Annotated in this window: 17 protein-coding genes, 3 tRNA genes and 2 pseudogenes; 10 read left to right on the top strand and 12 right to left on the bottom strand. The window is 72.1% G+C overall.

The features are described from left to right. Nucleotides 1–68: 68 nt before the first annotated feature. Both AC07DW_RS02370 and AC07DW_RS02365 read right to left on the bottom strand, forming a co-directional pair. Nucleotides 69–764: a SanA/YdcF family protein gene (locus tag AC07DW_RS02370; protein WP_478855741.1), complete on the bottom strand. Its 696-nt coding sequence runs from the start codon at nucleotides 762–764 to the stop codon at nucleotides 69–71. Nucleotides 765–807: 43 nt separating this feature from the next. Beyond that, on the bottom strand, nucleotides 808–1521 hold the full coding sequence (locus tag AC07DW_RS02365) for an aquaporin (protein ID WP_478855740.1): 714 nt from the start codon (nucleotides 1519–1521) through the stop codon (nucleotides 808–810). A gap of 267 nt (nucleotides 1522–1788) precedes the next feature. Between AC07DW_RS02365 and AC07DW_RS02360 the strand changes: the two genes are divergently transcribed. The 4 genes from AC07DW_RS02360 (at nucleotide 1789) to dnaG (ending at nucleotide 7337) form a co-directional block, all read left to right on the top strand. Beyond that, on the top strand, nucleotides 1789–2670 hold the full coding sequence (locus tag AC07DW_RS02360) for a sirohydrochlorin chelatase (RefSeq protein WP_478855739.1): 882 nt from the start codon (nucleotides 1789–1791) through the stop codon (nucleotides 2668–2670). Nucleotides 2671–2707: 37 nt separating this feature from the next. Next, a complete protein-coding gene (locus tag AC07DW_RS02355) occupies nucleotides 2708–4012 on the top strand; it encodes a deoxyguanosinetriphosphate triphosphohydrolase (RefSeq protein ID WP_478855738.1) in 1305 nt (434 codons plus the stop codon). A 102-nt stretch (nucleotides 4013–4114) separates the two neighbouring features. Next, complete coding sequence (locus AC07DW_RS02350; RefSeq protein WP_478855737.1) at nucleotides 4115–5383, top strand: NAD(P)/FAD-dependent oxidoreductase; 1269 nt, start codon at nucleotides 4115–4117, stop codon at nucleotides 5381–5383. A gap of 49 nt (nucleotides 5384–5432) precedes the next feature. Beyond that, on the top strand, nucleotides 5433–7337 hold the full coding sequence (gene dnaG / locus AC07DW_RS02345) for a DNA primase (protein WP_478855736.1): 1905 nt from the start codon (nucleotides 5433–5435) through the stop codon (nucleotides 7335–7337). A 20-nt stretch (nucleotides 7338–7357) separates the two neighbouring features. On the opposite strand, the pseudogene AC07DW_RS02340 reads toward dnaG, so the two are convergent. Then, nucleotides 7358–7462 (bottom strand): annotated as a pseudogene (locus AC07DW_RS02340) (cupin domain-containing protein); the annotation flags it as partial. Nucleotides 7463–7542: 80 nt separating this feature from the next. Here AC07DW_RS02340 and AC07DW_RS02335 point away from each other — a divergent pair. After that, nucleotides 7543–8790: an RNA polymerase sigma factor gene (locus AC07DW_RS02335; RefSeq protein WP_478855735.1), complete on the top strand. Its 1248-nt coding sequence runs from the start codon at nucleotides 7543–7545 to the stop codon at nucleotides 8788–8790. A gap of 350 nt (nucleotides 8791–9140) precedes the next feature. On the opposite strand, the gene AC07DW_RS02330 is transcribed toward AC07DW_RS02335, so the two are convergent. The 4 genes from AC07DW_RS02330 to AC07DW_RS02315 all read right to left on the bottom strand — a co-directional run bounded on the left by AC07DW_RS02330 (nucleotide 9141) and on the right by AC07DW_RS02315 (nucleotide 14666). After that, nucleotides 9141–11090, bottom strand: coding sequence for an ABC transporter ATP-binding protein (locus AC07DW_RS02330; RefSeq protein WP_478855734.1), 1950 nt, complete (start codon nucleotides 11088–11090; stop codon nucleotides 9141–9143). After that, entirely contained in the window at nucleotides 11090–12823 is a 1734-nt protein-coding gene (locus tag AC07DW_RS02325) for an ABC transporter ATP-binding protein (RefSeq protein WP_478855733.1), read from the bottom strand. The genes AC07DW_RS02330 and AC07DW_RS02325 overlap by 1 nt, the downstream gene beginning before the upstream one ends. A 76-nt stretch (nucleotides 12824–12899) precedes the next feature. Beyond that, nucleotides 12900–14342, bottom strand: coding sequence for an FGGY family carbohydrate kinase (locus tag AC07DW_RS02320; RefSeq protein ID WP_478855732.1), 1443 nt, complete (start codon nucleotides 14340–14342; stop codon nucleotides 12900–12902). Between the two features lie 21 nt (nucleotides 14343–14363). Beyond that, nucleotides 14364–14666 carry a YtxH domain-containing protein gene (locus tag AC07DW_RS02315; RefSeq protein ID WP_478855731.1) on the bottom strand — a complete coding sequence of 101 codons (303 nt, stop codon included), beginning with the start codon at nucleotides 14664–14666 and terminating at the stop codon, nucleotides 14364–14366. Nucleotides 14667–14837: 171 nt separating this feature from the next. Here AC07DW_RS02315 and AC07DW_RS02310 point away from each other — a divergent pair. From AC07DW_RS02310 to AC07DW_RS02300, 3 genes are all read left to right on the top strand, one after another. Continuing rightward, nucleotides 14838–14910: transfer RNA gene (locus AC07DW_RS02310), tRNA-Asn, on the top strand. Nucleotides 14911–14915: 5 nt separating this feature from the next. Beyond that, a tRNA-Asn gene (locus AC07DW_RS02305) sits at nucleotides 14916–14988 on the top strand. Between the two features lie 195 nt (nucleotides 14989–15183). Next, nucleotides 15184–15257, top strand: a tRNA-Ile gene (locus AC07DW_RS02300). Nucleotides 15258–15763: 506 nt separating this feature from the next. On the opposite strand, the gene AC07DW_RS02295 is transcribed toward AC07DW_RS02300, so the two are convergent. Then, the gene (locus tag AC07DW_RS02295) at nucleotides 15764–18340 is read right to left on the bottom strand and encodes a glycoside hydrolase family 9 protein (RefSeq protein WP_478856042.1); all 2577 of its coding nucleotides are present in this window, start codon (nucleotides 18338–18340) and stop codon (nucleotides 15764–15766) included. Between the two features lie 406 nt (nucleotides 18341–18746). On the opposite strand from AC07DW_RS02295, the gene AC07DW_RS02290 reads away from it, so the two are divergent. Further along, nucleotides 18747–19142 carry a substrate-binding domain-containing protein gene (locus AC07DW_RS02290; protein ID WP_478855730.1) on the top strand — a complete coding sequence of 132 codons (396 nt, stop codon included), beginning with the start codon at nucleotides 18747–18749 and terminating at the stop codon, nucleotides 19140–19142. A 495-nt stretch (nucleotides 19143–19637) separates the two neighbouring features. Here the strand turns inward: AC07DW_RS02290 and AC07DW_RS02285 are convergent, their stop codons facing one another. The 4 genes and pseudogenes from AC07DW_RS02285 to AC07DW_RS02270 form a co-directional block, all read right to left on the bottom strand. Next, the gene (locus AC07DW_RS02285) at nucleotides 19638–21206 is read right to left on the bottom strand and encodes a PQQ-dependent sugar dehydrogenase (RefSeq protein ID WP_478855729.1); all 1569 of its coding nucleotides are present in this window, start codon (nucleotides 21204–21206) and stop codon (nucleotides 19638–19640) included. 264 nt (nucleotides 21207–21470) lie between these two features. Continuing rightward, entirely contained in the window at nucleotides 21471–22142 is a 672-nt protein-coding gene (locus AC07DW_RS02280) for a lytic polysaccharide monooxygenase auxiliary activity family 9 protein (protein ID WP_478855728.1), read from the bottom strand. Nucleotides 22143–22276: 134 nt separating this feature from the next. Beyond that, nucleotides 22277–23378 (bottom strand): annotated as a pseudogene (locus AC07DW_RS02275) (lytic polysaccharide monooxygenase auxiliary activity family 9 protein). Nucleotides 23379–24313: 935 nt separating this feature from the next. Further along, nucleotides 24314–24535, bottom strand: a complete 222-nt coding sequence (locus AC07DW_RS02270) for a hypothetical protein (protein WP_478855727.1) — start codon at nucleotides 24533–24535, stop codon at nucleotides 24314–24316. Nucleotides 24536–24667: 132 nt separating this feature from the next. On the opposite strand from AC07DW_RS02270, the gene AC07DW_RS02265 reads away from it, so the two are divergent. After that, nucleotides 24668–25711, top strand: coding sequence for a TIGR00645 family protein (locus tag AC07DW_RS02265; protein WP_478855726.1), 1044 nt, complete (start codon nucleotides 24668–24670; stop codon nucleotides 25709–25711). Nucleotides 25712–25936 lie beyond the last annotated feature (225 nt).

Raw genomic sequence — 25936 nt, 5'->3', positions numbered from 1 at the left:
GGTGAGGCGCGCGGGCGGCGGGGCGGCCGGCGACGGCCCGGCTCGGCCCCGGCCCGGCGCCGGGGCGGTCAGCGCCCCAGTGCCTCCGTCACGCCGGTCTCCCGCCGGCCCAGGAACGTCGGCTCCGGCTCGAACGCCGCGTCCAGCGCCGCCTTCCCGGCCGCGACCAGTTCGCGGGCCCCGCCCCAGTACCAGACGGAGTCGTGCGGTTCGTCGACCCCGACCCCGTACACGTCGATGTCCGCCGCCCGGCAGAGCGCGACCGCGCGGCGGATGTGGAAGCCCTGGGTCACCAGGACGGCCCGGTCCACGCCGAATATCCTCTTGGCGCGGACGCACGAGTCCCAGGTGTCGAAGCCCGCGTAGTCGCTGACGATCCGCCCGTCCGGTACGCCCCGCTCCCTCAGGTACGCGCGCATGGCGTCCGGCTCGTCGTACTCGGCGCGGCCGTTGTCGCCGGTGACGAGGAGGACCTTCACCTTGCCGTCCCGGTACAGCGCGGCGGCGGTGTCCAGCCGGTGTGCCAGGTACGGGGTGGGGCGGCCCTTCCACAGCCCCGCCCCGAACACGACGGCCACGTCCCGCGCGGGCACGTCCGCCGCCGTACGCAGCCGGTCGTCGGCGACGGCGTGCGTCCACGTCGCCGGCGTGAGCGCCAGGACGCACCCCACCATGACCCCCCGCACCAGCCGCCGCCGCCCGCGCCGGCTCGCCGGCCACCTCGGCCCCGACCGCACGGACCGCAAACCCTGTCGGAATCCCACGTCCCACCTCCGCCTCTTCCGACGCTGGAACGGCCCGTCCGGTTCACCGCGGGACGTGTGATCCCGCCGGCGGCCGGCCGCCGTACAGCAGCGCGGCGAGCCCCGCGCCCAGGAGGCCGCCGAACAGCTGGGCGGCGATGAAACCCGGCGTCGACGCGGGCGCGATGCCGGTGAACGAGTCGGTGAGCGAGCGGCCGACGGTCGCGGCCGGGTTCGCGAACGAACCGGACGAGGTGAACCAGATGGCGGCCGCGATGTACGCCGCGACCGCGCGCGGCGCGAGCTGGGCGCGCCCGATGCGGTCCAGGCCCCGGACCAGCAGCACCAGACCGGCGGTGGCGACGACCTCGCCGAGCAGCAGGTGACCGTCGGACCGGGTCTGCGTGGACCAACTTCCGGGCGTCCGCCCGAACATGGCCCCGGCGAGCAGGGCCCCCGCGACCGCCCCGGCCAGCTGCGCGGTGATGTAGAGGGAGACCTCCCGGCCGGTCAGCCGGCCCGGGGCGCGCCGTCCGGTCCACCAGGCGGAGAGGGTGACGACCGGGTTGAGGTGGGCGCCGGAGACCGGGGCGAACAGGGCGATGAGCAGCCCGAGCCCGATCGCCGAGGCCAGTGAGTTGGCCAGCAGCCGTACCCCCACGTCCTGGCTCAGGCCGGTGGCCTGGATGCCCGAACCGATGATGACCGACACCAGCGCCCCGGTGCCGACGAGCTCCGCGACGGCGCGGCGTGGCAGCGTCCTGTGCGTACCACTCATGGAACCCCCACTTCCTGTCTGCGGAAAATATATTCCGCGTTTCGAAAACAAGGTAGTGGGTAAAAAGATCGTTCTCCGCCGTACGCCTGGCACGGTGTCCGCCTGACCCCCCCGGAGCCCTGGGGCGGCACCCGCGCGGGGTGCCGCCCCCGGCACCGACCGCGGCACCTCCCGCCCGCGCGCCCGCCGCGCGGACCGTGAGCGCCTGGAAAACACCCGTCACCGCCGCGCAACGCCCCGGCAACACCCACCCGTCACCATCGGTTCATGACGGAGCCGGCCCACCCCCTCACGCCCCCGCCCCTCGACACCACCTCCCGACCGCTCACCCACGGCACCGCGCCGCCCGGCTCCCGACCGACCCACCTCCACCTCGACGGAACGCGCAGGCCCATGAGCACACCCCAGCCGCCCACCCTCGTCGCCGTCGCCCACGGCAGCCGCGACCCCCGCGCACCGGCCACCGTGAACGCCCTGCTCGACCGGGTCCGCGAACTCCGCCCCGGCCTCCCGGTACGGCTCGGCCACATCGAGCTGAACGCCCCCCTGCTCACCGGCACCCTCGCCGGTCTGCCGGCCGGTGACGCCGTCCTCGTACCCCTGCTCCTCAGCCGCGGCCACCACGTCAAGCACGACCTGCCCGGCGCCGCCGCCACCGCACCCCACCTGCGCGTGCGCGTCGCCGCCCCGCTCGGCCCCCACCCCCTGCTCGTCGAAGCGCTGTACGCCCGGCTCACCGAGGCCGGCTGGCGCACCGCGCACGGCACCGGCGGCGGCACCGGAGTCGTCCTCGCCGCCGCCGGCTCCCGCGACCCCGACTCCGCCGCCGACACCCGCCGCACCGCCCGGCTGCTCGGCGAACGCCTAGGCGGCGTGCCCGTGATCGCCGCCTACGCCTCCGCCGCCTCGCCCACCGTCGCCGAGGCCGTCCGCGCGCTCACCGCCCGGGGCCACCACCGCATAGCCGTCGCCTCCTACTTCACCGCCCCCGGGCTGTTCGCCACCCGCAGCGCCGCAGCCGCCCCCTGGATCGCCGCCGCGCCCCTCGGACCGCACGCCGCACTCGCCCGGCTCGTCCTCCACCGCTACGACCAGGCCCTCGCCACGGCACCGGTCCCGGCCGATTCCTCCCAACTGGTCTCCGCCTGACCGGTTCACCGTCAGCCCCTGCGGTTACCTTCAGTGCATGAACGGCATGTACGGCACTGACGGCACTGACGGCACGTACGACGGGACGGCCACCGAACGCTGGGCCGCCGAGCCCGACAAGCGGCCCGGCCGCACCGCGTTCCAGCGGGACCGCGCACGCGTGCTGCACTCCAGCGCGCTGCGGCGACTGGCCGGCAAGACCCAGGTCGTCACCCCCGGCTCCCGCAGCCACGCCTGGGACGCGAGCCCGCGCACCCGGCTCACCCACTCCCTGGAATGCGCCCAGGTGGGCCGCGAGCTGGGCGCCGCCCTGGGCTGCGACCCCGACCTCGTCGAGGCCGCCTGCCTCTCCCACGACATGGGCCACCCGCCCTTCGGGCACAACGGCGAACAGGCGCTCAACGACTTCGCCAAGGACTGCGGCGGCTTCGAGGGCAACGCCCAGTCGCTGCGCCTGCTCACCCGCATCGAACCCAAGCGGTTCCTCCACGACGACACCACCGGCGAGGTCGTCAGCGTCGGCCTCAACCTCACCCGCGCCACCCTCGACGCCGCCACCAAGTACCCCTGGCCGCGCGGCGCCCACCCAGCCGACCCCGACTCGACCAAGTTCGGCGTCTACGAGGACGACCTCCCGGTCTTCGCCTGGGTACGGCAGGGCGCGCCCGAGCACGGCCGCTGCTTCGAGGCGCAGGTCATGGACTGGTCCGACGACGTCGCCTACTCGGTCCACGACTTCGAGGACGGACTGCACGCCGGGCACGTCGACCCCAACCTCCTCCACGCCGAACCCGAACGCGCCGACATCTGGCGCGTCGCCATCGGGCGTTACGTCCCGGCCGGCACCGACCCGCAGGAGCTCGCCGACGCCCTCGACCGGCTGATGGAACAGGAGTGGTGGCCGCACGGCTACGACGGCAGCGCCACCGCCCAGGCCCGCCTCAAGGACGCCACCAGCCAGCTCATCGGCCGTTTCTGCCTGGCCGCCGAGTCCGCCACCCGCCAGGCGTACGGCGCGGGCCGCCTCACCCGGTACGCCGCCGAACTGGTCGTACCGCGCGAGACCCGCAACGAGTGCGCGGTGCTCAAGGCGGTGGCCGACCGGTACGTGATGCAGCGCGCCGAACAGGAGGCGCTCCGGGCCGACCAGCGGATCGTGCTCGCCGAGCTGGCCGAGGCGCTGACCGCCCGCGCGCCCGAGGGCCTGGACCCCCAGTTCCGCGCCCTGTTCGACACGGCGCCCGACGACCGGGCCCGCAAGCGGATCATCGTCGACCAGATCGCCTCCTTCACCGACGCCTCCGCCCGCACCCTCCACGCCCGCCTGACCGGCCGCCGGTGAAGGTGACGCCCGACGTCCTCTTCCACCCTCACGCTCCGTACGGGACGCTGCTGGATGCCGACGGCGTAGCGTGACATTCCCGGAACCACCAGGAGGTAACAAGTGGTCGACGCAGATCAGACCTTCGTCATCGTCGGTGGGGGACTGGCCGGGGTGAAGGCGGCGGAGACACTCCGCGCCGAAGGGTTCAACGGCCGGGTGATCCTCATCGGCGACGAGGCCGACCCGCCCTACGAGCGCCCGCCGCTGTCCAAGGGCTACCTCACCGGCAAGGACCCGCGCGAGCGCGCCTTCGTCCACGAGTCCGCCTGGTACGCGGAGAACGACGTCGAGCTCCACCTCGGCCAGCCGGTCACCGCCGTCGACCGCGCCGCCCGGACGGTCCGCCTCGGCGACGGCACCACCATCCGCTACGACAAGCTGCTGCTGGCCACCGGTTCCGAACCGCGCCGCCTCGACGTCCCCGGCATCGACCTCGCCGGCGTCCACCACCTGCGGCGGCTCGTCCACGCCGACCTCCTCCAGGGGACCCTCGCCGCCCTCGGCCGCGACAACGGCCACCTGGTCATCGCCGGAGCCGGCTGGATCGGCCTGGAGGTCGCCGCCGCCGCGCGGGCGTACGGCGCCGAGGTCACCGTCGTCGAACCCGCCCCCACCCCCCTCCACCAGGTCATCGGCCCCGAGCTGGGCCAGCTCTTCGCCGACCTGCACGCCGGGCACGGCGTCCGCTTCCGGTTCGGCACCCACCTCACCGAGATCGTCGGCCAGGACGGCATGGTGCTGGCCGCCCGCACCGACGACGGCGACGAGCACCCCGCCCACGCCGTCCTGGTCGCCGTCGGCGCCACCCCGTGCACCACCCTCGCCGAGAACGCCGGCCTCGCCCTCGTCGACCGCGCCCACGGCGGCGGCATCGCCGTCGACGCGTCGCTGCGGACCTCCGACCCGGACATCCACGCCGCCGGGGACGTGGCCGCCGCCGAGCACCCCCTCCTCCACACCCGGCTGCGGGTCGAGCACTGGGCCAACGCCCGGAGCGGCGGCGCCGCCGCCGCCCGCGCCATGCTCGGCCGGGACACCGGCCCCGGCCAGGTCCCGTACTTCTTCTCCGACCAGTACGACCTCGGCATGGAGTACAGCGGCTGGGCCCCGCCCGGCACCTACGACCAGGTGGTGCTCCGCGGCGACGTCGGCAGGCGCGAGTTCATCGCCTTCTGGCTGAAGGACCGCAGGGTGCTGGCCGGGATGAACGTGAATGTGTGGGACGTCACACCCGCCATCCAGGCGCTGGTCCGGTCCGGTGCGCCCGTGGACACCGAGGCCCTCGCCGACCCGGCGACGCCGCTCACCACCGTCCTGCCCCGGCCGTAGCACCCGCATCCCGCCGGACGGGCCGCCGTCACCCCCGTAAGATTCAGGGGTGGCAGGCGGCAGGATCAACGATGACGACGTGAAGGCGGTACGGGACGCGGTCCCGATCGACGCCGTCGTGTCCGAGTACCTCCAGCTGCGCGGCGCCGGCGGCGGCAACCTCAAGGGGCTGTGCCCCTTCCACGACGAGAAGTCCCCCTCGTTCCAGGTCAGCCCCAGCAAGGGTCTCTTCCACTGCTTCGGCTGCCAGGAGGGCGGGGACACCATCGCCTTCGTGATGAAGATCGACCACCTCTCCTTCTCGGAGACGGTCGAGCGCCTCGCCGCCAAGGCGGGCATCACCCTGCGCTACGAGGAGGGCGGGTACAACCCCGGCCACCAGCGCGGCGAGCGGATCCGGCTGATCGAGGCCCACAAGGCCGCCGCCCAGTTCTACGTCGAGCAACTCGACAGCGCCGAGGCCGAGATCGGGCGGAAGTTCCTCGCCGAGCGCGGCTTCGACCAGGCCGCCGCCCAGCACTTCGGCGTCGGCTACAGCCCGGCCGGCTGGGACCACCTCACCCGCTACCTGCGCGGCAAGGGCTTCACCGACAAGGAGCTGCTCCTCTCCGGGCTCTCCCAGGAATCCCGCCGCAACCCCATCGACCGGTTCCGCGGCCGCCTGATGTGGCCCATCCGGGACGTCGGCGGGGACGTCGTCGGGTTCGGCGCGCGCAAGCTCCGCGACGACGACAACGGGCCCAAGTACCTCAACACACCCGAGACGCCGATCTACAAGAAGTCGCAGGTCCTGTACGGCATCGACCTGGCCAAGAAGGACATCGCCAAGTCCAGCCGGGCCGTCGTCGTCGAGGGCTACACCGACGTCATGGCCTGCCACCTCGCCGGCGTCACCACCGCCATCGCCACCTGCGGCACCGCCTTCGGCGGCGACCACATCAAGATCCTCCGCCGGCTGCTGATGGACAACGGCTCGGCGCGCGTCATCTTCACCTTCGACGGCGACGCCGCCGGCCAGAAGGCCGCGCTGCGGGCCTTCGAGGACGACCAGAAGTTCGCCGCCGAGACGTACATCGCCATCGCCCCGGACGGCATGGACCCCTGCGACCTGCGCCTCGCCAAGGGCGACGAGGCGGTCGCCGACCTCGTCGAGCCCCGCACCCCGCTCTTCGAGTTCGCGCTGCGTCAGATCGTGGGCCGGTACGACCTGGAGACCCCGGCGGGCCGCGCCGCCGCCCTCGACGAGGCCGCGCCGGTCGTCGCCCGGATCAAGAACACCGCCTCGCAGCACGAGGTCGCCGTACAGCTCGCGGGCATGCTCGGCATCCTCGACACCCAGTTCGTCGTCAAGCGCGTCGCCCAGTTCGCCCGCTGGGCCAGGGACCGCGGCGGCCGGGGCCCCGCCCCTGCCGCCCGCCCCACGGCCGCCCCGTCCGCGACGCGGGCCCCCGCCGCCCCCTCGGGCCCGGCGCTCAACCTGCGCAGCCCGGCCCACCGCACCGAGCGGGAGCTGCTGAAGCTGGCGCTCCAGCACCCCGCCCTCGTCTCGCCCGCCTTCGACGCGTACGGCGCCGACGAGTTCACCGCCCCGCCGTACGCCGCGGTCCGCCGCACCATCGCGGAGGCGGGCGGCGCCGAACAGGGCATCGGCGACACCGCCGGATACCTGGCGCGCGTCAGGGACGCCGCGCCCGACGACACCGTCCGCGCGCTCGTCACGGAGCTGGCCGTGGAGGTCATCCACGGACGTACCGTCGACGAGACGTACGCGGGCGACCAGCTCGTCCAGGTGCGCCTGCGCGCGGTCGACCGCCGGATCCACGACGTGCAGGGCTCCCTCGCCCGCCTCGCCACGTACGGCGACGCCGACCACCTGGCCGCCGTGCAGAACGAGCTGTGGGTCCTCCAGCAGTACGCCCAGTCACTCCGCAACCACGGCGCCGCCGCGCTGTAGCCCGGGGACGGCGACGGCCCCTACAGGTTGATCGCGTACGCCTCGCGCAGCGTCCGGTGCACCGTCCACGTCGTCCGGTCGCCCTCGCGCAGCACCGCCATGTCCCCCGTGACCTCCGGGCCACCGCGCCCTGTCACCGGCCGGTCGCAAAAAGTGTTGGCACGCCCCTACTGGCGGTGATGTGTCGTACCCCACACTGGGGGCGGTGCCTGAGTCCTCGGAGCGCGGCCGGCCCACCGACGGTGTGCCCCTCACCCCCGCGGATCCGCTCATCGCGTACGGGACGGAGAACAGCGGCACGGCCGCCGCCGTCCCGCTGCCGCACGCCCCCGAACCGGCAGCGATCACCCTGGAGGTCGCCCTCGTGCAGACCCGGACCCTGACCGACATCGACCCGGCCACGGCCACGGCCATCGCCGTCCCCGTACAGGGCATCCCGGCCCACCACCCGGAGACCCTCCCCGACGCCGTACCGGATCCGGACGAACCCGAGCAGGCGCCCGCCCCCCGGAGCCGTGCCGCCGCCGAGGCGGCCGGCGGCGGCCCGTCCTCCGACCTCTTCCGCCAGTACCTCCGGGAGATCGGCCGCATACCTCTGCTCACCGCCGCCGAGGAGGTCGAACTGGCCCGCCGCGTCGAAGCGGGACTCTTCGCCGAGGAGAAACTCGCCGGCACCCCCGACCTGGACTCCCAGCTGGCCCTGGACCTCGACCGGCTGGTCGTCATGGGCCGGATGGCCAAGCGCCGCCTGATAGAGGCCAACCTGCGGCTCGTCGTCTCCGTGGCCAAGCGGTACGTCGGCCGGGGCCTGACCATGCTCGACCTCGTCCAGGAGGGCAACCTGGGTCTGATCCGGGCGGTCGAGAAGTTCGACTACGCGCGCGGCTACAAGTTCTCGACGTACGCCACCTGGTGGATACGGCAGGCCATGTCCCGCGCCCTCGCCGACCAGGCCCGTACCATCCGCGTCCCGGTCCACGTCGTCGAACTCATCAACCGGGTCGTACGGGTCCAGCGCCGCATGCTCCAGGAACGCGGCTGCGAACCCACCCACGCCGAGGTCGCCGCCCACCTGGACCTGGCGCCCGAACGCGTCGGCGAGGTGCTGCGCCTCGCCCAGGAACCGGTCTCCCTGCACGCCCCGGTCGGTGAGGAGGACGACGTCGCGCTCGGCGACCTCATCGAGGACGGCGACGCCGCGTCCCCCGTCGAGTCGGCGGCGTTCCTCCTGCTGCGCGAGCACCTGGACGCCGTCCTGTCCACCCTCGGCGAACGGGAACGCAAGGTCGTCCAGCTCCGCTACGGGCTGGCCGACGGCCGGCCCCGGACCCTGGAGGAGATCGGACGCATCTTCGGCGTGACCCGCGAACGCATCCGCCAGATCGAGTCCAAGACCCTCGGCAAACTGCGCGACCACGCTTTCGCCGACCAGCTCCGGGGCTACCTGGACTGACCACCCCGCCCCGGCGCCGCCTGCCGCCCGTCCGCGCGGAGACGCAGGGCCGGACCCGCCGCGCGCCCGTCGTACGCCGCTACGCCCCGCAGCCGCCGCGGCCGCGCCCGCCCGTCGGCCAGGCGCCCGCAGCCGCCGCACCGGCCGCGCACCCGCGCGATGCGGCCGCCCGTCGGGGTGGGACGAGGGCCGGGCCGCCGCTCACCCCCGGCGTGCGCCGGTACGCCCTGCCGCCGCGGGCCCGGCGCCGTCCCCGGCACCCGGCGCCGTCCCCGGCACCCGGCACCGCACCGGCCACGGCACCGCACCGGCCGCAGCGCCGCGCCCCCGCGCGCCCGGCCGGCGGCCCGTCAGTCGACCTCCGCCACCGCCTGGGCGAACTGCGCCGCGTACAGGCGGGCGTAGGCGCCCTCCGCCGCGAGCAGCTCCTCGTGCGTGCCCTGTTCGACGATCGCCCCGTTCTCCATCACCAGGATCACGTCCGCGTCCCGGATCGTCGACAGCCGGTGGGCGATGACGAAACTCGTCCGCCCGTGCGCCAGGCGGGCCATCGCCTTCTGGATGAGCACCTCGGTCCGGGTGTCGACGGAGCTGGTCGCCTCGTCCAGCACCAGGATCACCGGGTCCGACAGGAACGCCCGCGCGATGGTGATCAGCTGCTTCTCACCCGCGCTGACGCCCGCGCCCTCGTCGTCGATGACGGTGTCGTACCCGTCCGGCAGCGTCCGGATGAACCGGTCGGCGTGCGCGGCCCTGGCCGCCTCCTCGATCTCCTCGCGGGTCACCCCGCGCGACTCCGGCGCGCCGTAGGCGATGTTGTCGGCGATCGTGCCGCCGAACAGCCAGGTGTCCTGGAGCACCATCCCGATGCGGGACCGCAGCTCGTCCCGCGTCAGCTCCGTCGCGTCGACCCCGTCCAGCAGGACACGGCCGCCGGTCACCTCGTAGAACCGCATCAGCAGGTTGACGAGCGTGGTCTTGCCCGCGCCCGTCGGCCCGACGATCGCGACCGTCTGGCCGGGCTCCACCGACAGGGACAGGTCCTCGATCAGCGGCCGGTCCGGGTCGTAGCGGAACGACACCTTCTCCAGCGACACCCGGCCCTCCGACACCGCCGGTTCCGCCGGCCGCCCGGTGGGACGCGGGGCGTCCGGCTCCTGCTCCTCCGCGTCCAGCAGCTCGAAGATCCGCTCCGCGGACGCGACCCCGGACTGCACCAGGTTCGCCATCGACGCCACCTGCGTCAGCGGCATCGAGAACTGCCGCGAGTACTGGATGAACGCCTGCACGTCACCGATGGACAGCGTCCCGGACGCGACGCGCAGCCCGCCCACCACCGCGACCAGGACGTAGTTCAGGTTCGAGATGAAGAACATCAGCGGCTGCATGATCCCGCTGTTGAACTGCGCCTTGAACCCCGCTTCGTACAGCGCCTCGTTCTGTTCGCGGAAGTCGGCCGCCGACTCGTCCTGCCGCCCGAACACCTTCACCAGCGCGTGCCCGGTGTACATCTCCTCGACGTGCGCGTTCAGCCGGCCCGTCGACTTCCACTGCTGCACGAAGTGCGGCTGCGACCGCTTGCCCACCCTCGTCGCCACGACCACCGACAGCGGCACCGTCACCAGCGCGACCAGCGCCAGCAGCGGCGAGATCCAGAACATCATCACCAGCACACCGACGATGGTCAGCGCCGAGTTGATCAACTGGCCCATCGTCTGCTGCATGGTCTGCGAGATGTTGTCGATGTCGTTCGTCGCCCGGCTCAGCACCTCCCCGCGCTTCGCCCGGTCGAAGTACGCCAGCGGCAGCCGCTCCAGCTTGGCCTGCACGTCCTCCCGCAGCCGGTACACGGTCCGGTTGATCACCCGGATCGACATGCGCGTCGACACCAGCATCAGCAGCCCTGCCGCCAGGTACACCACCAGGACGACCATCAGCACGTCGCCGACCGCGCCGAAGTCGATGCCCTGCCCCGGGCGGAAGTCGACCCCCGACAGCATGTCCGCGAGCCCGTCGCTCCCGTCGGCCCGCAACCCGGCCAGGGCCTGCTCCTTGGTGAGCCCGTCCGGGGTCCGCCGCCCGACCACGCCCGCGAAGATCAGGTCGGTCGCCCGGCCCAGGATCATCGGTCCGACCACCGACAGCGCCACGCTCAGCACCCCGGCCGCCAGCATCAGCCACAGCGTGGCCTTCTCCGGCCTCAGGTGCCGCAGCAGCCGTTTCCCGGATCCCTTGAAGTCCATCGACCGCTGGTCGGGGCCCCCGGCCCCCGCCATCATCCGTCCCGCCGGCCCCGCCATCAGGCAGCCTCCGCCTCGGTCAGCTGGGAGAGCACGATCTCCCGGTACGTCTCATTGCCCGCCATCAGCTCGGGATGGCGCCCCGTCCCCACGACCCGGCCCTCGTCCAGGACCACGATCCGGTCGGCGTCCCGGATCGTCGACACCCGCTGGGCCACGATCACCACCGTCGCCTCGGCCGTCTCCGCCGCCAGCGCCGCCCGCAGCAGGGCGTCCGTCGTGTAGTCCAGCGCGGAGAACGAGTCGTCGAACAGGTAGATCTCCGGCCGCTGCACCAGCGTCCGCGCGATCGCCAGGCGCTGCCGCTGCCCGCCCGACACGTTCGTCCCGCCCTGGGAGACCGGCGCCTCCAGGCCACCCTCCAGGTCCCGTACGAAGTCGGCGGCCTGCGCCACCTCCAGCGCGTGCCAGAGCTCCTCGTCGGTCGCGCCGGGATTGCCGTACCGCAGGTTCGTGGCCACCGTCCCGGAGAACAGGTACGGCTTCTGCGGCACCAGGCCCACCGTCTTCGCCATCAGCACGGGATCCAGCTCCCGCACGTCCACGCCGTCGACCAGCACCTCGCCGCCGGTGACGTCGAACAGCCGCGGCACCAGACCCAGCAGCGTCGACTTGCCGCTGCCGGTCGAACCGATGATCGCCGTCGTCTCACCCGGCCGGGCCACCAGGTCCACCCCGCGCAGCACCGGCTCCTCGGCACCCGGATAACGGAAGTCCGCGCCCCGCACCTCCAGGTGCCCGCGCCGCAGCAGCTTCCGCACCGGCGCCACCGGCGGGATCACGCTGGACTCCGTACGCAGCACCTCCTCGATGCGCTCGGCGCACACCTCGGCGCGCGGCACCATCATGAACATGAACGTGGCCATCATCACGGCCATCACGATCTGCATCAGGTAGGCCAGGAACGCCGTCAGCGCCCCGATCTCCATCCCGCCGCCGTCGATGCGGTGCGCGCCGAACCAGACCACGGCGACGCTGGAGAGGTTCACCACCGTCATCACCGTGGGGAACATCAGCGCCATCAGCCGGCCGGTCGACATCGACATCTCGGTCAGCCCGGTGTTGGCGCGCTCGAACCGCTTCCGCTCGTAGGCGTCCTTCACGAACGCCCGGATCACCCGGTTGCCGGTGATCTGCTCGCGCAGCACCCGGTTCACCGTGTCCAGCCGCTCCTGCATCGTCCGGAACAGCGGCCGCATCCTGCGCACGATCAGCGACACGGCGACGCCCAGCACCGGCACCACCGCGAGCAGGACCCCGGACAGCGGCACGTCCTGCCCGAGCGCCATGACGATGCCGCCCACACACATGATCGGCGCCGACACCATCAGCGTGAACGCCATCAGCACCAGCATCTGCACCTGCTGGACGTCATTGGTCGTCCGCGTGATCAGCGAGGGCGCCCCGAAGTGCCCGACCTCCCGCGCCGAGAACGACTGCACCCGGTCGAAGACCGCCGCCCGCACGTCCCGCCCGAGCGCCGCCGCCGTACGCGCCCCGAAGTAGACCGCGCCGATGTTGCAGACCACCTGGACCACCGACACCGCGATCATCAGCGCGCCGAAGGTCAGGATGTAACCGGTGTCCCCCAGGACGACACCGTTGTCGATGATGTCCGCGTTCAGCGTCGGCAGGTAGAGGGTGGCGCACGTCTGCAACAGCTGCAGCGCCACCAACAGGGCTATGGGCCGCTTGTACGGCCCCAGGTGAATCCGGAGAAGTTGTCTGAGCACGGTTCAACTATCGCCGGGCATGCTCGGTCTGACGACTCGGTTTCCCTGTCCTTTGCCCCCGGAGCCGCCCCCGCCGTCAGACGGAGAAAGCCCCCGGGTGCAGCTGCTCGCGTGTGGCGCCGTACTGCTGACGCACCGCCCGGCCGACCGCCAGGTCCTCGCCCGGCTCGAATACCTGGGCCGCCGCCCCCTGCCAGGCCGGCGGAGCCTGCGGCGACAGCACGCCCTGCGACACCCCCAGCGCCCACGCCGCCTGCCGCGCCGCGCCCAGCGCCGCGTAATCGGCCGGTTGGGGTACGACCACCTGCGCCCCGAAGATCGCCGGCGCCGCCGCCTGCACCGCGGGCAGCTCGGCGGCCGCCCCCAGCAGGAAGATCCGCCGCACCTCCACGCCCCGCCCGCGCAGCACGTCCATCGCGTCGGCCAGCGAGCACAGCATGCCTTCGAACGCCGCCCGCGCCAGGTGCTCGGGCTTCATCGACTCGCGCCGCAACCCGCTCAGCGTCCCGGCCGTGTGCGGCAGCTGCGGGGTGCGCTCACCCTCCAGGTACGGCAGCAGGACGAGCCCGGAGGCGCCCGGCGTCGACTTCAGCGCCAGCGCCGACAACTCCTCCAGGCCCCCGCCGAGACCCAGCATCTCGGCGGTACCGCGCAGCGCCCGTACCGCGTTCGACGTGTGCACGACCGGCAGGTGCATCCCCGCCGCGTCCGCGAACGCCGTGATCATCCCCCGCGGGTCGGCCGACGCCTCGTGGTGCACCGCCATGACCGAGCCGGACGCCCCGAGCGACACCACCGCGTCCCCGAGCCCGAGTCCCAGCCCGAGCGCGGCCGCCATCGTCTCGCCGGTCCCGGCCGAGATCAGCAGCCCCTCCGGGGTCATCCCGGCGGCCTCGGCGGGCCCCAGTACCTCCGGCAGCGCGGCCTGGTGCCCGAGCGCCAGCTCCACCAGGTCCGGGCGGTACGCGCCCGTGCCGGCGGACCAGTAACCCGTGCCCGACGCCGCGCCCCGGTCGGTCGTCCGCCGCACCGGCCTGCCCAGCAGCTGCCACACCAGCCAGTCGTGCGGCTGCATCACCATCGCGACCCGCGCCGCCGCCTCCGGCTCCGTCCGCGCCAGCCACCGCAGCTTCGCCACCGGCTGCGCCGCCTGCGGTACGGAGCCCACGGCCTCGGCCCATGCCTGGCGGCCGCCGAGGGCCTCGACGAGGTCCGCGGCGGCCACCTGTGCCCGCTTGTCATTGCCCACCAGAGCGGGCCGCACCAGGGCGCCCTGCCGGTCGAGCGGCACGAGTCCGTGCTGCTGCGCGGAGACCCCGATCGCCTGGACGCCTTCGAGCAACCCGCCCGACGCGGCCTCGCCCAGCGAAAGCAGCCACGCCTGCGGGTCGACCTCGGTCGCCTTCGGCTCGACGGGGTGCGGCGCGTAGCCCTGCCGCAGCACCGCACCCGTTTCCGTGTCGCAGACGACGATGCGCGTGAAACCCGACGAACTGTCCAACCCGGCGACTATCCCCATGGGGATAGATTCTGCCGCACCCTAGGTGTTGGTGGTCCCCCACTCGTCCTGGCCGTTGGCCTGGCTGCGCTCCTTCAGCGAGCGCACCCGCTGGGCGACCGACTCGGGCATCCGGTCCCCGACCTTGTCGCTCACGGTGTGCAGCGCCTTCCCGGCCACCTCCCTGCCGGTCTGCGCGGCCGTTTCGGCCGCGTTGCGCACCGCCGGATTCTGCGAGAACTCAGCGGCGGACTTCCGCAGCTGTTCGTAGCGTTCGCGCCCGGCACGTGTGCCGAGGACGTAGCCCAAGGCCAGTCCAACGACGAACGTGAGCTTGTACCGCATGGCTGCCACCCTTCCGTAGGCGTCGGTGCTGGCCGCCTACCCGTCAGGGCGGCAGATCACCCCGGGGAACCGATTGGCGGAGCACCCCCCTGCTTGCGCTAATGTATGTGTCGCAGCGAGCGAGCGCCGCCCGGGACGCCCCGGGTAGGTACGTTCGGTGCAACGCAGCAATCCCCTGTAGCTCAATTGGCAGAGCAGCCGGCTGTTAACCGGCAGGTTACTGGTTCGAGTCCAGTCGGGGGAGCGCGATCCCCTGTAGCTCAATTGGCAGAGCATTCGGCTGTTAACCGGAGGGTTACTGGTTCGAGTCCAGTCGGGGGAGCGGTGACAGGAGAGGGCCCTTGTGGCCCTCTCCTTCTTTTTCGCCCGATTCCGCGCTGATTCCGCCGGGGCGGGAACCGCGCGGGGCGCGGCGGAGTCCTCATGGGCGTGCGTTGCCGACCATCCGGAGCAGGAGATCGTATGAGCGGCTATGCTGCGGCAGACGGCGCGCACAAATGTGCGCGACGCGCCGTAAGGGGCGGTAGCTCAGCCGGTTAGAGCAGCGGACTCATAATCCGTCGGCCGTGGGTTCGAGTCCCACCCGCCCCACCTTGCCGCGCCCCGGCCTGGGGAAACGATTCTTCCCAGGTCCGGGTTACGAAATCCGCTCCGACGGAGTGAATCCGCTGCTCAGGACTGCGGTGTCTGTCATGTCCTCGGCAGCCGTATGGCTGCCGACCCGCGGAGAAGCTCCGGGGCGGAGTACGAGGGCGCCGCAGAGGTCCGACGCGTTCTCGTCGGGGACGCTGTGCGGACCCGAGGAACCCCCGGGGGCGGACCGGGAAGGGACGGTGCGCCCGGTAAGTGGCGCCGCCGGGCCCAGCGGCGGCTTGGCTGGTCGGAAACGGCCCGATCCGGAAGCTCCGTATTCCCCACAGGTCCTTATTGGCGGTCCGGACAAGGCGCCAGGCTCCGGACAAGGCCATCTGTGACCTGTGGCATGAAGGGCACCGGGCCCGTAGGGCTTGAAGGATCGGGTGGACGCGTGGGGCGGGGCCGGTCCCGCCTACGGACGACGGGACCGGCCTCGTTCGGTTGGCGTCAGGAGCCACCGCTCATCGCGGCGGCGCCACCGCACAGGGCCGGTCGTGCAGCCTGAAGACCCGGGGGTCGTTCACGAGTCCGGTCGACGCCCCGTTGAAGCCGAAACGGACGTTTCCGCCGGCCGGAAGGGTGGCGTTCCAGCTCAGCGCCTGGGCGCTGATCCGCGGGCCGCTCTGCTCGATGTCCGCCCCCCAAGGGTCGGACACCCGCTGCCGGTCGGCGAAGGTCCAGTCCAGTTTCCAGTCCTTGACGGCCTGGGCGCCGGTGTTCTTCACCACGACCTGGGTGGTGAAGCCGCCGCTCCAGCGGTGCGACGCGTAGGTGACCTCGCACTGCGCTGTCCGGGTCCGGCCGCTACCCAGGTCGTCCACGTAGGAGGCCACCCAGGCGAGCGGGGCGTTCCAGTTGATGGTGATCTCGTTCGTGGACCAGGACTCGATGTCGTCGATGTAGCACATCGCCGGCGCACAGCCCTTCAGCTTGGCCTGGGCGACAGGGTCCTGGATGGCGTCGTTCGGACCGCCGGCCAGGGAGCCGGGCGCCGGATTGGGCAGGGTGGGGTCGAGTTGGTCCGCCCAGAACCGGTGGTGCTGGTTGCGCGAGTCCCGCTCGCCGTATCCGGTGACGTACGACTGGTTCAGGGGGTTGCGGCCGAGCAGGTAGTCGAGACCGCGCAGGACGGCGTCACGGTAGACGGTCTTGCCGGTGAGGTCGTGCGCCGAGCCCAGGACGACCATGTTGTTGGCGACCTGGCTGTTCGAGCCCCACACGTAGTGTCCGTCGCCGGGTGCGTAGGGAAGACCGTACGCGGCCTCGGCGGAGTCGGCCGCGTAACCGTCGGCGGCCTCCGTCACCATGCTCCGCACCGCCTGGAGCTGGTCGGCGGTGAGCTTGTTCGGCACACTCGCGAGGTTGAGGGCACCGAGTCCCGCGACCGATCCCCAGGCCATGCCGCCGCGTGGGAAGACCGCATCGGTGTCACCGTGCAGCGGGGAGCGGAGGACCGCCTGGCGGAAGTCGTCCTCGCCGGTGGTCAGGAAGAGCTCCGCCGCGGCCCAGTAGAACTCGTCCCGCACGTCGTCGTCGGGGTAGGCGCCGCCGCCCGTGCCGTCGTTCGGGTCGGCGAGTATGCCGGGGTGGGCCTTGGCGGCCGCCCACGCGGTCCGCGCGGCCACGCGGCACTCGTCGGCGAAGTCCGCGTCGTAGACCTGGAAGAGCCGGGCGCACTGGGCAGCGGTGGCCGCCAGGTTGAGGGTGGCCGCGGTGGTCGGGGGGTGCAGTTCTCTGGGCTGCGGGTCGCGGTCCGGCCGGGTGGGCAGTCCCGTCCACGCCTGGTCGTGCAGCTTGTGGTGGGCCATGCCGGCCAGCGGCTGCCCGGCGGGAACCTGCATCCGCATCAGGAAGTCCATCTCCCAGCGGGCCTCGTCGAGGATGTCGGGAATGGCGTTACCGTGCTCGGGCAACCGGAGCCGACCGTCGCCGAGAGGTCCGGCGTCGGCGTTCTCCTCGTACAGGGTCCGCTCGAACGTCGACATCAGCTGGGCGACGGAGATGCCTCCGTTGACGACGTACTTGCCGTGGTCGCCGGCGTCGTACCAGCCGCCCGCCGCGTCGAGGCGGTAGTCGCACACCCCCGGTTGGCACGGCACGTCGTTGTCGCCCTGGTTGGGGCTCACGTTGACGTGGCCGGCGGGGCGGGCGTACTCCTCCCCCACGATGTCGGCGTCGATCCCGATGCCGCTGCGGTTGTGGTAGAAGTACGCGAGCGCGTCGGTGCGCAGGGCCGCGTAGAGGTCGTCGCCGATGGCGAACGGCTCGCTCTTCTCGCCCGCGACCGTGACGGTGTAGTCCTCACCCGGGGTGGTCACGGCGCTGAAGTCGAACGTGTGGGTGTTCTGCCGCGAGCCGGCGTCCACACCCGCCGGAACGGTGGTGCCGCCGGCGCGACGCGTTCCGTCGGCCGCGTTGAGGGTCCAGGGCAGCGGGGTGGTCTCCTCGGTGACGAAGGTGCCGCTCTTGGGACCGTCCGTGAGGTAGCCGACCTGATTGACGCGGACGGGGGAACCGGTGTCCGGCTCGTAGGGCGGTGGTGCGGTCCCGCCGATCAGGGAGACGTCGTCGAGACAGAAGCTGAGGGCCTGCGCGCTGCCGCCGATCTGGAAGACGAGTTGCGCGGCGTCGTGGTCGGCTCCGGCCGTGAAGTTCGAGGTGACACGCGTGGCGGTCTCGTCGATCCGGTGGGTGGCGGCCAGTTCCGCAGTCCACGGGTCGGTCGGCATCTGCACGTTGGTGCGGATGGTGATCGGCACGGTGGACGTCGCCGTGTAACTGAGGGTGTACCCCTCCCCGGCGGTGAGGCCGAGTCCGTTCTGCCCGACGATGGCGTCCCAGGCGTTCTCGGTGCCTGCGGGAACCTCGGCGCACAGGCGTCCGTCCACGACGGTGACGGGGCTGTTGGCGGTCGACCACCAGGGGGCGGTGCCCGCGGAGAAGTCCCCGTTGACGATGAGTTCGGGACCTTCGGCGGCGGGTTCGTCCGCCGCGGCGGGCACCACGAGAGCGGCGGCCAGCAGCCAGGCGGTGGTCATGCTGCCCAGGAGCGCACCGGCGCCTCCGGGCCGGCCGGCTCGGCGCGGTCCGGGGGAGGGACGGGAGCTGCGGGCGTCGGGGGACTGGTGTCGTGGCACGCGGGGGTCCTTAAGAGGGTAGGGAAGAGCGCTCGGTGACCGGGGGCGCTGAGCGGTGATCGAGAGCTGCTCGGTGACCGGGAGGCACGGGGATGCTTCGTTCGAACAGGAATGGGAGCGCTCCCAATCTCGGGGGCGCGCGAGACTCCGTCAAGACGTCGAACGGATTTCGCAGCGGAGAGAGCCGGGCCGCCCGGTTCGCGATCGCCTCTCTCCGGTATCCGGACCCACCTCGTGGCGTCCGGGCGGCGGGCGATCGCCACGATCACCGGGCCGCTGGAGAAGTACGTCGCTCAACGTCGGCTCCGTGAGGTACCGGGAAGCGGCCTTCGGTGACCTGGACGAGTCCTGGATCGCCGAAGGCGACTTCTCCGGGGGGAGCGGGCCCCGTGCGGCCGCCGAGCTTCTCCGGCGCCATCCCGACCTCCATGCGGTGTTCGCGGCGTCGGACACGATGGCCGCGGGCGCGCCGCGCACGCTGCGCGCGGCGGGCCGGCGAGTGCCGGAGGGCGTGGCCGTCGTCGGGTTCGACGACTCCCTCCTCGCCCGGCACACCGATCCCCAGCTCACCAGCGCCCACCAGCCGGTGGAGGAGAGGGGCCGCACCCTGGTCCGGCTGCTCCTCAAGGGGACCGACGACCCGGGCGCCGCCTGGCGCCACGTCGTCCCGCGCACGGGGCTGGTGCGGCGGGGCTCGGCCTGAGACGTCGTTTGGCGCACGGAACGCCGGACGCGCATCGCGGTGCGCCGAGGGCTCGGCGGCCCTTCCTGGACCGGGGAACGGACTGCCCCGTGGCCGGCGCCGGCGATCACCGCGCGGCGCATTCGCCGCCACGGCGCAGTCCGGCGAGGGCCGCCGTCGGCCCCTGAGCGTACGGACGCACCTCCGCGGCCGTCGGAGCGACCCGCCAGGCGCCGCCTTCGGACACCATCAGCAGGGTGCCCGTGCCCCCTCCGCCGCGCCACTGGATCCCGACCGTGCGCCGGTCAAACGCCTCGACGTCGCTGACACTCCGCGCCCGTGGAGACCACCCCCGGAGCATCGGTGACGGAGGGGGAGGCCGAGCCGGCCCCGGTACGCCCGTTCTCCGGCAGGCGTCGCGAGGGGCCGGGCGCGCCCTGGGGAACGGGCGGCCCGGCCCGTGGGGGCGCTCCCGGCCGTCAAGCGTTCCGGTTCGCCCACGGGCGTGCCGACGGCTCAGCGGCCGACGGCGCAGGCGTCTCCGTTGAGCGTGAACCGCGTCGGCGATGACGAGTCGCCGGTGTGATGGGCGAGGTATCCGAGGGTGACACGTGCGCCGGGGGCGATCGTGGTGTTGTGCGAAGCGTTGGCCGCCGCGATCGTGTTGCTCCCCTGGGTCAGATCGGTGTTCCAGTCGGAGACGACGGTCTGCCCGAGAGCCAGCGCGAAGTTGAGCGTCCAGCCGTTCACCGGGGTGTCGCCGGTGTTGGTGACGGTGAGGTCGACCGTCATGCCCGTGCCCCACGTCCTCACGGTGCGGTCCACACGGCAGGTGGGTTCCTCTCGTGTGAACGACACGCGGTGCAGGCCGCCGGGCAGGTCGTTCACCACGTAGAACTCGCCCTCGGCGGTCGTGCCGATCGACGTCACCTGGGTGGGCATCTCGCCGATCTCGGCCTGCTCGTAGCCGCCCCTGCCGTCGGGGCGCAGCGCCCAGACCGTGGACGAGCAGTAATCGGTGGCGATGTACGTGCCGCCGACCAGGGCGGTGTACTTCTGGCCCCGGTAGACATGGCCGCCGATGACCGAGCAGCCGCCGGTGTACGGGGAGTAGGTGAAGACCGGTCCGGTGTACCTCTCGCCGGGATCGCAGTGGCCGCCGGTGAACTTCTCCAGCCCCTCGTAGCAGGACCAGCCGAGGTTCAGCCCGCCCTGCCCGGGGGCGAGGTGGTTTATCTCCTCCCACCGGCCCTGCCCGACGTCGCCGATCCACATGGAGCCGTCGGCGCGGTCGAAGGAGAATCGCCACGGGTTGCGCAGTCCGTACAGCCAGATCTCGGCGCGGGCGCCGGGGGTGTCGACGAAGGGGTTGTCACCGGGGACGCAGTAAGCGAGCGAGCCGCAGGCGCGACTCACGTCGACGCGCACGATCTTGCCCAACAGGGTGTCCAGCCGCTGCCCGGCACGCAGGGGGTCCGCGGAGCCTCCGCCGTCGCCGATGCTCCAGTACAGGTTGCCGTCGAGGCCGAAGGCGAGCTGGCCGCCGTTGTGATTGCTGTACTCGGCGTGGTCCTGGGAGAGCAGGACCTCCAGTCGGGACTCGTCGAGCCGGTAGCGAGCGAGAGTGACCGCGCCGTCGGGCAGTGCCGTGTACGCCAGGTACAGGTCCTGGCTGTCGGCGAAGTCGGGCGGGAGCGCGATGCCGAGCAGGCCGCGCTCGTTGCCCGATTCGTCCACCGCCGAGGAGATGTCGATGAGCGGAGTCCCGTCCAGGCCGGTGTCCGGGTGGTAGACGCGGACGGTGCCGGGCTTCTCCGTGATGAACAGCCGGCCCGTGCCGTCGTCGGGGGCGACGAGGACGGTGGGCCGTTTCAGCCCGGAGGCGACCTGAGCGGTGGTCGCACGGAGCGACGGCAGGGGTACGAGTGGAGTGCCCTGCGCCGCTCCCGGCCGGGGTGGCACAGCATCCGCTGTCGTCGGGGCGGTTGCCGCGAAGGACGGGGCTGCGGCGACGGGCAACAGAGTGAGGGCGGTCAGCAGGAGGGCGGTCAGCAGGAGCTGTCCGGTCCAGCGGCGTCGTGACATGTCGGCTCCAGGGGTGAGGAGGCTTGCACGGCGGTGGCACTTGCACGGGCGGCGCCCCTGCCGACGACGAGCGCGACGGGGCTTCGTCCCGTTGGCACCGGGCCGGCGGGCGGCCGCTCCCTGTGCGCCGCAGACGACGCGGCGCCTCGTCCGGCAGGCCGCGCGCGTCTTGGGACGCCCCGCTCCGCGGACAGGCCGCCGGGATCACCCGACGGCCTGCCCACTGGCCGGAACCGGCGACTCCGCCGTTGAGGGGCGGCGGGGTCAGCCGAAGTTCACATCGCTGCAGAGGAAATACGTCTGGTCCATGTGCGAGGCCTGCCAGATCGTGTAGACGACGTGACGACCGCTGTGACCGGACGTACTGACGGGGATCGAGTAGTTCTGACCGGGCGCGTACCTGCCGGTGCGGGCCACGAGCTGGAGGTCGCTCCAGCGCAGCGGTTGAGTGGTGGGGTCGAAGCCTTGCCGGGTGACGTAGACCAGGAAGTAGTCCGCCCCGTGACTGGCCTGGTCGTACAGCTTGACGGTGAAGTTGGCGCCCACATTCGTGGTCTTCCAGGGGCCCACGGCGTCCATCGAGTTGTAGCGACCTCCTTCGGTCCGGCCGCCGCTGCACAGCTGCCCGTCCGGGACGGCTGCCTGGAAGTTGCCGCCGGAGCCGTTGCGGTACAGACCGTTCCAGTTCCACATGGCGTTGGGGTTGGCCTGCCACGCCTGCCAGCACATGGGGTCCTGCTGTGCCATGGCCGGGTTCTGGAAGTCGCTGCCCCAGCGCAGCCAGCAGCCGTAGTTGCGCGACGCCGGATCCACGACCGATCCATGGGCTACGGCGGTCCCGCTCCAAGGGATGAGACCGAGCAGCACCGCGACGAGTGTGCTGAGGACGAGCGTCAGACGACGTCGCGTCGTGCGGGCACGTAAGTGACGATCCATCAGCTCCTTCTTTCCGTGAGGGGATGTCGCCTTGTGTGGCGGGGAGAGGGGACGACGGCGGCTGGGAGGTGATCCCGCGTTCGCGGACCGCGCGTCGCGCGACTGCCGCGGGGGCGAAGGCCGCCGCCGCGGTGTCATGGATTGACGCAGGTGACCGAGCCGACCGGCAGGTTGTTCCCGGTCGAGGTGGCGGTGAAGCCGAACGTCACGGTGCCGTCCGGCGGGATGGTGCGGTTGTGGTCGACGTTCTTGACCGTGACCGTGCCGTCGGAGCCGGTGCCGAGGGTGCCGTTCCAGACCTGGTTGATCTTGGTGCCGGCGCCCGGCTGCCAGCGCACGGCCCAGCCGTCACGCGCGGTGGTGGTTCATCACCTCGACGGAACCCTGGAAGCCGCCGTTCCAGTAGTTCGTCACCTTGTAGAGGGCCATGCACCCGCTGTGCGGGTCGGACGGGGTCGGCGTGGGGGTCGGCGTCGGGGTCGGGGTCGGGGTCGGCGTCGGGGAGGGAGTGCTCCCCGAGCCGCGCATGCCGGTCACCTCGCCGTTGCCGCCGTCGAAGGCGATGTCGGAGCAGGAGAAGAAGTTCTCCTGGCTGTCCGACCGTACCCACTGGATGAACATCATCGCGTCCCCGGAGCGGCCCGAGGGCAGCTTGAGGTCCCAGTAGTAGTGACCTCCCTCGGACCCCACCGAACCCGACTGCGGCGGGTTGGTGACCGTCTGGATCAGCTCCAGGTCGCCCCAGCCCAGCGGCTTGGTGGGCGAGTAGCCGGGCTTGGAGACGTACACCCGGAAGTCACCCGGGTGCGCCGCCCAGTTGCTGTGCTTGATCCTGATCGTCGCCCCGGAGGTGAGGTGCGTCCGGGGCCAGTCGGCGCGGGCGGCGTTGTAGCCGGTGAAGTTGTACGGGGAGCGGTCGCCGGCGCTGCACAGCTTGCCGTCCGGGACGTAGCCCGGGCCGCGGCCGCCCGCGTTGGAGTCGAGCACGGCGAACCAGTTGTACAGCGCGGTCGAGCCGCTCTCCGCGAGTGCCGCCTTGCACGCCGGGTTCGTCGGGTCGAGCCCGCCGGTGCTGGTCTTGGCGTCCAGGTAGCAGAGGTAGGTCCGCGATCCGGGCGTCATCGTCACGCCGTGCGCCTGGGCGCTGTTCTGGCCGATCAGGGCCAGGCCCAGCCCGCTGTGCAGGGCGGCCAGCACCGCCAGTAAGGACAGTGATCGTCTCTTGCTTCCGGTCATGATGTCTCCTGTGAGAGGTGGGGCTGTGTCTTTCTCCTCGGCGGTCGCCGGGCAGGTCGGTCGGGTGAGGTGCTAACGCCAGGTCGCCGCCCGGGTGGACGGGGACCCTTGAGGCGGCGGAGGAGGGGGCGGTGTCGCGGCTGTAGTCGCCGGCCTCGTCGAAGGCGGACCGGTCGGACGTGCGCGTCCGCGGCCGGAGGTCACCGGCTTCCCGGTGGCGACGCTGCTCAATTCGGGCATTTGTGACCGCGGCGCTCAGCGGCGCCGGACGCGGTGCGACATGGGCGCAGCCGACGGCGGCGCGGTCGCACGAGGCGTGCACGGCAGGCGCGCCGCCGGTGCCGATGAACGGCGCGAAGTCGTCTTCGGTACCACGGCGGTGGACGTCATGGCCCGTGACGCACGCGTGGCCGCGGTCCAGGGCGGCGAAAGGCTGACCCCGGTCCTCGCGATGGTCCTCGGTCCCGTCGGCGCGGCCGGTCCGGTGGTGTCGTACGGTCGGGGTCGCCATGGCCGTCGACCGGCACGGCCGGGTGGGGCTCGCGTGTGTTCATGGAGAACTGGTCGTGGATCCAGTGCACGGCGAGCGGCGCGTCCGGCGTCGTGCCGGTCGGACTGGTGCGTGCCTCCGGCACCGTGTGGTTCGCACGGCGCATCGGGTTCACCCGCTTGACCCCGTCGTTCGAAGTGTCCGTGGTGAGCGGCGTGCGGAACGGGGGGCGGACGGTGCGGACGAGGTGCCGTGGCGATCGCATGCGAGGGCCTCTCTCCGAGGGCTTCGGAGCCGACAGGGGTGCTGTGCGAGTACCGGGAGCGCTCCCATCCTTTGATGGGAGCGCTCCCAAATCATCGGATAGTCTGCGACTGTAGGAGTCCGGCGACACCTCTGACAACCCCGTGAACGCCAATCTGTCGAATGAAATTCGAAGGCCGGGTCAGCGGGTGGGCGAGCGGCGCGCGGCCACAGCGCGACGCACCCCGAGCGAGGCCACCGCTGCACCGACACGCACCTCCCGGGCGAGCCGGCCGGTGCCCGCCACCCGGGCGCCGCCGGACAACGGCGCGGCGGTCTCCGCCAACCCCTTCGGCCCCAGCGGCGGCAGCACGGAGACGGTGACGCCGGCATGGACGGGCCGGGAGCCGTGCCTGAGTGTCACGTGACCGGTGGCGGGCCGAATCGCGGTGGGGGATTGTGCTACTGAATTCCTAATCATCCCAAAGGGTGGCGCGAATTCAGATTGTCGGTGATGGCGCACAAGAATGACGAACCTCCCCGCCTTGGAGGTTTTGTGTCCCGCTCCGCCTCGCCCCCGTCGAACATGACCACCCTGGGGTGTGCCCTCTTCGCGACCCGCTGGCTCCAAGCGCCGCTGTACTTCGGCCTGGTGGCGGCGCAGGGGGTGTACGTCTACAAGTTCTTCAACGAGCTCTGGCACCTCGTCCACCACGTCATCAGCGGTCACGCGGACGAGACGCACGTCATGCTCGCCGTCCTCAAGCTCGTCGACGTGGTGATGATCGCCAATCTGCTGATCATGGTGATCGTCGGGGGGTACGAGACCTTCGTCTCGCGCATCGGGCTCCAGGGGCACCGGGACCAGCCCGAGTGGCTGTCGCACGTGAACTCCAACGTGCTGAAGGTCAAGCTGGCGACCGCCATCGTGGGGATCTCCTCGGTGCACCTGTTGCAGATGTTCGTCGACGTGCACCACACGCCCCGGCACGACCTGCTGTGGGGGACGGTCATCCACATGGCGTTCATCGCCTCGGCGGCCATCCTCGCGTACATGTCCGGCCCCATGGCGGCGCACGAGGCCAAGGCGCACCCCGTGAAGGAGGAACCCACGGCGGTGGTCGTCCCGGCGCAGCGCGACAGGGAGCCGGAGATGCGGAAGGAAGCGGCGGCGGACACGGGTGCGGAGCAGCGGATCGAGGCCGCCGGGTTCCCGGCGCGCAAGGTGCTGGAAACGTTCGACGAGGGACACCTCAGGGCGCCCGAGCCGCAGGTGATCGCCCGGCTGGGCAAGGCCGACTTCGTCACGAGGAGGGCGAACGTGGTGCTGCTCGGCGGCCCCGGTACCGGCAAGACGCACCTGGCGGTCGCTCTGGGCGTACGCGCCTGCCAGGCCGGCCACCGGGTGCTGTTCGCCACCGCCGCCGAGTGGGGCACACGGCTCGCGGACGCCAAGGCGGCGGGCCGGCTGCGCAAGGAGCTGGCCCGGCTGGACGCGTACGAGGTGCTCGTCGTGGACGAGGTCGGCTGTGCGCCACGAGGCGCTGATGGATCTCGCGGGATGAGAGGCCCGCCGCCGGTCCTCGCAGGGACCGGTTGAAGCTGGAGGCAGGCTGAGCCCCGGGTTGGGGGTGAGGCTGGAAGCAGCCTCGACAACGTAGGGGCGGACCGACACCACCAGACGGTTCGTGCCCGCAAGCGAAGACGGAATGGGTGCAAGGAAACTGAACCAGTGGTTGACGTCCCGTGAGTCGTCAGCGGTCTGCCGAATCTGGTGGATGGGCCGCTTTGCAGTGCTGGAGAGCGCCATAGCCGATGGCCTCTC

Source organism: Streptomyces sp. NPDC045701 (assembly GCF_056432045.1).
The sequence above is the reverse complement of the archived record's forward strand: the minus strand, read 5'-3'. Positions and strand labels throughout refer to the sequence as shown.